This is a genomic window from Paenarthrobacter sp. CM16 (assembly GCF_013179505.1).
Lineage (GTDB): Bacteria > Actinomycetota > Actinomycetes > Actinomycetales > Micrococcaceae > Arthrobacter.
Genome location: NZ_JABMCX010000257.1, coordinates 1 through 6,623, shown reverse-complemented (window position 1 = coordinate 6,623; position 6,623 = coordinate 1). Strand labels below are relative to the sequence as shown.

The window sequence follows — 6,623 nt, the reverse complement described above, 5'->3', positions numbered from 1 at the left end:
AGCGGACTCCTGCACGTGCTCATTGGCATCATCGCCCTCCAACTGGCGTTCGGCAGCAGCGGCGAAGCCGATGTCAGCGGAGCCGTGACGTCCCTGGCCAGCCAGCCTTACGGACCGTTGCTGCTCTGGGCTTGCTTCGCGGCCTGCGCCGCGCTGGCACTGTGGCAACTGGGGAACGCCATTCTTGGACACAGGAACGGCTCGGACAAGATCACCAAGAAACTGTCCGCCATAGGGCAGGCGATCGTCTTCGCCGCGCTGGCCTCCACCATCGTCTCCTTCATCGCAGGCAAGGGCCAGAACAGCCGGGAATCCAGCAGCGACTTCACGGTGGCACTCCTTAAGGCGCCGTTTGGCGTGTTTCTGCTGGTCGCCGTGGGTGCGGGCATCGCCATCACCGGGATCGTCTTCGCCGTGCGGGGCTTTCGCCGGAAATTCACCAAGGACCTCACGCTGTCCTCCAACACTTCGGTGCGCAAGTTCCAACTGGGGGTGGGCGTAGTGGGATACATCGCCAAGGGGATCGCCCTTTTCCTGGTGGGCCTGCTGGTGGTCATTGCCACCGTGCGCGCCGAACCGGAGCAGTCAACGGGGCTCGACGGCGGCCTGAAGGCGCTCAGGGAGCAGCCTTACGGGGTGTACCTGCTGGCTGCCGTGGCACTCGGACTTATTGCCTACGGGTTGTTCCTGATGGTCAAGGCCCGGACGTTGCGGACCTAGTTTCCGGAGCTGTTGGTGACGGCAAGCGCGATTAGGAGACGCCGAAAGCGGGTAAGGAACAAGCATGACCCACCATGACCCGAACAGTTCCGGACAGCCCAAGAACCGACTCACCTCCCCGCCCGCGGACCCCCGCAGCGGATACCACTCCGGCACCTTCCCGCAGCAGGAACAAGAGCAGCCCGGCCTGACCGCGCCCTTGGACCCCCAGCCGGACCACGGCGAGAAAAGCTACGTAGGACACGGCCGGCTGCAGGGCAAGACGGCCCTGATCACCGGCGGCGACTCCGGGATCGGCGCCGCCGTGGCCATCGCCTATGCCCGCGAAGGCGCCAACGTGGCCATCAGCTACCTTCCCGAGGAGGAAGAAGACGCGAGGTCCACGGCGGAATGGATCCGTGAATGCGGTTCACAGGTACTCCTCCTGCCCGGTGATGCGAGGGATCAGGGCTTCGCAGCCGAGATCGTCGAACGAACGGTCCAGGAACTTGGCGGGCTCAACATCGTGGTGCTCAACGCGGCCTACCAAAAGAACCGCGAAGGCCTGGAAACCATCCCCACGGAAGAATTCGACCGCGTCTTCAAAACCAACCTCTACTCGCTCATCTGGACGGCCCAGGCGGCCATTCCACATCTCCGGCCGGGAGCATCCATCATTGTTACGGCCTCCATCCAGGCCTTCAACCCCTCGGCCCAGTTGGTGGACTATGCCATGACCAAGGCGGCCCAGGTGGCCTTCACCAAGGCCATGGCAGAGGAACTGGGACCCAAGGGGATCCGGGTCAACGCGGTGGCTCCGGGACCCATTTGGACCCCGCTCATTCCCGCCACGGAATGGCCGGACAAGCTGCCCACGTTTGGCCAGGACACCCCGCTGGGCCGGGCCGGGCAGCCGGCTGAGCTGGCTCCGGCGTATGTGCTGCTCGCCTCTGACGAAGGCTCCTACATTTCCGGAGCAGTGCTGCCCGTGACAGGAGGCAAGGGACTGTGAACCGCCGAATAGGAGGACGACCATGATCGCCGTGCTGGTCATCGACATGCAGAACGCCTACTTCGAGGATCCTGCCTTGAAGTCACGCCAGGATGAAGTTGTGGCTGCCTGCAATTCCTTGACCAGCGCAGCGCGCGAAGCCGGCGCCAAAGTCCTCCTGGTGGGCACAGTGCACGAGAGGGACAAATCCACCTGGAGCCTGAACATGCTCGACGACGATCAGGGCTTCATCTTCAGGGGCAGTGAGCAGGCAGAGTTTGTCCCCGGCCTGCTCACTGCCGATCTTCCCAGGCTCACCAAGACCCGGGACAGCGCCTTCTTCGGGACAGACCTCGCCATGCGCCTCAGGAACTGGGGCGTGGATACCGTGGTGCTGGCCGGAATTTCGGCCCATAACTGCATCGCCCAGACCGCGGCCGACGCCTTCGCCCACAACATCAGGGTGATCTACGCTGCCGAGGCCATTGGTACCGAGAATGCGGAGGCCGCCGAATCGGTGCTGCGGGTCTTTACCCGCGAGTACCGTCAGGCAGTACTGCCGCTCGAAGAGATCCTGGGATTCCTTGAATCCCAGCGGTCAGCCTAGTGCGGCTGGCCGGGTTCTCACCGCTCCATTGATTCCTCGCGTTCCACCGGAATCCACAACTGGCCCCGGCCGTGCGTGCCGCCGGGCTCCACGTGGACGCTGAGCATTTCCGGACCGGGCGCCCACCTGTAGGGGTTGGCCGGGAACCATTCCGTTGCTGCGTCCGCCCACATGCGTTGCAGGACCTCAGGGAACTTCCCTTCGGATTCGAAGACCACCCACAGCCCCTCCGGAACGTCCAGGACCTCGAACCCCTCCGGTGCCGGCTGACTGGACGCAACAGCATGCCAGTAGTCCAGCTCACTTCCCTCGCTGCGCCGCTCATCGATGTTGTCCGTGACGGACAGGGGGCCCGTCGGTTCCAGATCTGCCAGTCCCAGCAACTGCTTGGTGACGGCGGGGTCCAGGCCGCGTTGGAAATCGATGATGGCCTGGTTGGGCCCTTCGTGGACCAGGGGCACGCGGGCTTTCACGCCGATCAGGCGGAAAGCTGGTTTGTCTTCTATACGGTGCTTCATGTCGGTATTCCCTTCGACGCGTAGATGGAACCTCAGTTGAGGTTGGGAATGGAGAACGGCGCCGGCTTGCCTCGCTTCAGACGGAGTGAGGCCGTGCATGGCTTTGAATGCACGGGTGAACGCCTCAGCAGAGGCATAGCCGTAGCGGACGGCAACGGCCAGGATTGTGCCGCCGTCGACTATTTCCGCGGTGGCCGCTGTGAGGCGGCGCCGCCGGATGTATTCCGAAACGGGAAGTCCTGCCAGGGAGGAGAACATTCGCCGGAAGTGATACTCGGATGTCAGGGCTATCCGGGCCAAAGTCCCCACGTCGATCTCTGCCGTGAGGTCCTGCTCGATTGCCTCTATTGCCCGGTTCCATTCCTGCATGCTGTTCCGTTCCCTCGTCCTGCCCGCCGTCTTCATTCCTGCCTCTGACGCTACGCAGGGTGTGGGGGTGATGCCCCACCTATCCTTGCCCGAAAGTATCAGGTCCCAGCGCGACCCCCTTGGGTTGCGCTCCCCCCTGCGCGAGTTGGCGCTTAAGCCCCATCTTCGGGCGGCAAAACATGGGCATCAAACTCGCGGGGCATTCCGGGGCCGGACACAACGCAAGGACCCGGAGCGCTGCGGTTGCAGCACTCCGGGTCCTTGGTGTTATTCAGTTCTTACCGGCCAAATTCCGCCGGCTGCGAGTTACGGACGACTTGAGCCAGACGCTTCTTCATCCGGTTCGGATGAGAAGGGCCGGTCACGGGGAGTGTCTTCCGTGTTGTGCTCGTCCAGCTCGGCGTCGGCCGAGGGCACCGTCTTTTCGGTGTAGTCACCTGCGGTGTAGTCGCCTCCGGCGTCCTCTTTCAGCGTCTCCGGGGACACCCCGGAATCGCCGTAGTCGCCCTCGGAGTACTGGCCCTCGAGTTCGTCGCCGTTGGCATCGTGGTTCTGGTTGTTAGCCATGGTGGGTCCTGCGGTTGGTGACCAGGCCGTAGATCAGCAGCACGATAATGGAGCCGCCGATAGCCAGGAGCCATGTGGTGAGCGAGAAGAATTCCTGCAGACCGGTACCGAAGATGAGGCCGCCGATCCAGCCGCCCAAGAGTGCGCCGACGACGCCCAAAAGGAGGGTGATCAACCAGCCGCCACCCTGGCGGCCGGGAAGAATAAGCTTTGCGATAGCGCCGGCCAAAAGACCGAGCAGAAGAAAACCAAAGAAACCCATTTTTGCTCCTACTTTCTTGTTGATGGAAATTCCATGAACGTGATGAAGCGAGTAATTTCACCGGGTGCCTGTTCCAAGGTGTAGGCACCGCAATGGGGCCCCTGGAGGCCCTATGGAATGTGGGGGAGTGGAACTATTTTGCAACCCCGATGAATTTATGAAATACAGCCAATAAAGCACTCCTGCCGATTGGGTCGGACTAGGTACTACACCAGCAACGCTAGCGGCTCCGAGGGCTAGTAGCAAGTAACCTGACTATTAGGCCGCCCTTGCCTGCAGCCCCGGAACTCCGGGGATTCGCGGGCTAGCGGTCCTTGAGGGAGTCTCCGATTCCCTTGGCGGCGTCCTTCACTTTCTCGCCCGACTGCTTGAGGTTGGCCTTCGACTGCTCTCCGGCGCCCTCGGCTTGCAGGTCCCTGTCACCGGTTGCTTCGCCGGTCTTTTCCTTGACCTTGCCGCTTGCTTCTTCAGCCGCGTTCGTCATCTTGTCATCCAGTCCCATGGCTTTCACTCCTCGGGTTTGATGCGGTTGCTTCCTGCGGTTATCCGCTGGTTGGCATAACAGTTTAGTCGAATGTTCTATTTCGGCAAATTGCTATTAACCCACGCGAAACAATCGGCAGGTGACACGGTGTGCCTGACGGGGATAGTGTCGAGGAATAACGCCTCGAAAGGAGTGATTCCTGTGAAAGGGAAAGCATTGTTCGCCGTTGGAGTGGCCGTTGGCTACGTATGGGGATCCAAGTCCTGGCCGGAGGTGTACAAGCGGCTCCGCGGAGGCACCGAGAAGGTGCTGAAGAACCCGGAGGTTCAGGAAAACGTTCACCACGCCGCCGAAGCCGTGCAGGAGTCGGTTCCGGACATCCTGGACAATCTCTATGAGGCAGGCAAGAAGCTGATGGAGAAGGCCGAGACCATGTTCCCCGGCATCACCACGCCGAAGTCGGCGCACTCGCCGAACTCGGAGCAGCGGCCCGGCGGTCCTACCGTGACGACCGTTCCAGTGGTCACCACAGTTCCCACTGCTGATCCAGTTGCCGCCGACGTTGTCTCGGACCCTGCGCGGGATGACGCCACCGGAAGCGACTGGACCGATGAGGGCGGCGCGGCGCCGGAAGGTCCCGCGACGAACACGCCGCCCAAAGCCTGACCGTTTATTGGTGAGGGGCGCCGGCCGGTGAGCGCCGGCGTCGGGCTCTATGAGCTGTGATCCACCGTGCTGCGTTCCACCGCCCCGGCAATCGCCCGGCCCAACTCAGTGGGCTTGGTGAATTGTGGCCAGTGGCCGGTGGGGAGGTCGATGTATTCCACATCCCGGATCCGCGCGAGCTCGGCAGTGAAGGGGTGCCCTGCGTCCATCCATTCCTTGAGGAGCGAGGACGGGAACTGGCACGCGATGATCGTGGCCGGAACGTCGTAGCGGCGGACGTCGCCCAAATGCTGCTGGTCAAAAGCCACGCCCTTGGGTTCGGGGATGGCGCGGGCGCGGAAGGCTTCCTTCAGCTGGTCATTCAGGTCTACCAGGTCCTCGTCCTCGAAGGCTTCCCACGGCGGCAGCGGGATATCGTCGCCGTCCTCGGGCAGTTCATCATTGATGACTCCGCCTTCGCCCAGTGGCCCGCTGTCAACGTAGATGGCGCGGGCCACTCTGTCAGGGCGGGCATCCGCAACGCCATGGATAATGGCGCCGCCGCCTGAATGGCCCACCAGGATGACCTTGCCGTCCAAGGAATCCACCTTCGCCACTACGGCGTCGATGTGTGTCCGAAGACCGATGCCTGCGCGTGATGCTTCCACTGACTCCAGTCCCGGCAGCGTCAGCGGATGAACCGTGTGGCCCGCTGCTTCAAGGGGTGGCGTCACCTCCTCCCAAGATGACGCGTCCAACCAGAAACCGGGTACAAGGATGATGTCCATGCGGGTACCCTACGGGAGCCCACCGACAGTTTGTAAGGGTGGCTGGTTTCCTTCCGCCAACTTCTGCACTGTCTTCGCCAGGATCTTGGCGCGGGCTTCCGGCGTGCGGGCTTTGAGTACCTGCAGGATGATGAGGTAGCGATCCGTCTTGCCCAGGCTTTCAAAGGCTTTTCCAGCGGACGTGTTTCCTGCGAGCGCCGCCTTCAGGTCCTCTGGAACTTCGGCGTTGGCCTGCGAAACGTAGGCCGCTTCCCAGCGGCCGTCGGCCTTGGCTGACTCTATTTCCGCAAACCCCGCCGGGCGCATCCGTCCTGCGGTGATCAGTGCTTCCACTTTGCCCACGTTCACCTGGGACCACGAGCTTCGGGCCCGGCGGCGGGAGTACCTCTGCAGGAAGGTCTTCTCATCGTTGCCTTTGCGCTGGCCGTCGATCCAGCCGAAACAGAGGGCGCTGTCCAAGGCATCCTGAATCTCAATAAGGCCGGCGCCGGAGTTCTTTTTCCCGATCACCAACCACGCCCCGGCCTGAGTGCCGTGGTTGGCGGCGAGCCAGTCCTCCCACTCTGCGCCGCTGGCAAACCTCAGCAACTCCGGTTCTCTTTTGGGCTCCATGGTTTCCCTCCTCTGATCTGGTACCAGCATGCATCAACTGAGTTGGGCTGGGGAGGGGGTTGACGCAGCTCACAGTCCCGG

Annotated in this window: 10 protein-coding genes; 4 read left to right on the top strand and 6 right to left on the bottom strand. The window is 62.6% G+C overall.

The genetic code is table 11. The annotated features are described in order from the left end of the window. The 3 genes from HP499_RS18735 to HP499_RS18725 form a co-directional block, all read left to right on the top strand. On the top strand, positions 1–720 hold a 720-nt coding region (locus tag HP499_RS18735; RefSeq protein WP_172325681.1), incomplete at its 5' end, for a DUF1206 domain-containing protein. Between the two features lie 64 nt (positions 721–784). After that, entirely contained in the window at positions 785–1,711 is a 927-nt protein-coding gene (locus HP499_RS18730; RefSeq protein ID WP_172325680.1) for an SDR family oxidoreductase, read from the top strand. A gap of 22 nt (positions 1,712–1,733) precedes the next feature. Then, positions 1,734–2,297 carry a cysteine hydrolase family protein gene (locus HP499_RS18725; protein ID WP_172325679.1) on the top strand — a complete coding sequence of 188 codons (564 nt, stop codon included), beginning with the start codon at positions 1,734–1,736 and terminating at the stop codon, positions 2,295–2,297. Positions 2,298–2,314: 17 nt separating this feature from the next. On the opposite strand, the gene HP499_RS18720 is transcribed toward HP499_RS18725, so the two are convergent. From HP499_RS18720 to HP499_RS18705, 4 genes are all read right to left on the bottom strand, one after another. Next, positions 2,315–3,184, bottom strand: a complete 870-nt coding sequence (locus HP499_RS18720; RefSeq protein ID WP_172325678.1) for an AraC family transcriptional regulator — start codon at positions 3,182–3,184, stop codon at positions 2,315–2,317. A 306-nt stretch (positions 3,185–3,490) separates the two neighbouring features. Beyond that, positions 3,491–3,751, bottom strand: a complete 261-nt coding sequence (locus HP499_RS18715) for a hypothetical protein (RefSeq protein ID WP_172325677.1) — start codon at positions 3,749–3,751, stop codon at positions 3,491–3,493. Further along, the gene (locus HP499_RS18710; protein WP_017198839.1) at positions 3,744–4,013 is read right to left on the bottom strand and encodes a GlsB/YeaQ/YmgE family stress response membrane protein; all 270 of its coding nucleotides are present in this window, start codon (positions 4,011–4,013) and stop codon (positions 3,744–3,746) included. Before HP499_RS18710 ends, HP499_RS18715 begins: the two co-directional genes overlap by 8 nt. Before the next feature lie 304 nt (positions 4,014–4,317). Further along, the gene (locus HP499_RS18705) at positions 4,318–4,515 is read right to left on the bottom strand and encodes a CsbD family protein (RefSeq protein WP_172325676.1); all 198 of its coding nucleotides are present in this window, start codon (positions 4,513–4,515) and stop codon (positions 4,318–4,320) included. 183 nt (positions 4,516–4,698) lie between these two features. Between HP499_RS18705 and HP499_RS18700 the strand changes: the two genes are divergently transcribed. Continuing rightward, complete coding sequence (locus HP499_RS18700) at positions 4,699–5,163, top strand: hypothetical protein (protein ID WP_172325675.1); 465 nt, start codon at positions 4,699–4,701, stop codon at positions 5,161–5,163. A 47-nt stretch (positions 5,164–5,210) separates the two neighbouring features. Here the strand turns inward: HP499_RS18700 and HP499_RS18695 are convergent, their stop codons facing one another. Then, on the bottom strand, positions 5,211–5,930 hold the full coding sequence (locus HP499_RS18695) for an alpha/beta fold hydrolase (RefSeq protein ID WP_172325674.1): 720 nt from the start codon (positions 5,928–5,930) through the stop codon (positions 5,211–5,213). 9 nt (positions 5,931–5,939) lie between these two features. Then, on the bottom strand, positions 5,940–6,542 hold the full coding sequence (locus HP499_RS18690; protein ID WP_172325673.1) for a YdeI family protein: 603 nt from the start codon (positions 6,540–6,542) through the stop codon (positions 5,940–5,942). Positions 6,543–6,623: the final 81 nt, after the last annotated feature.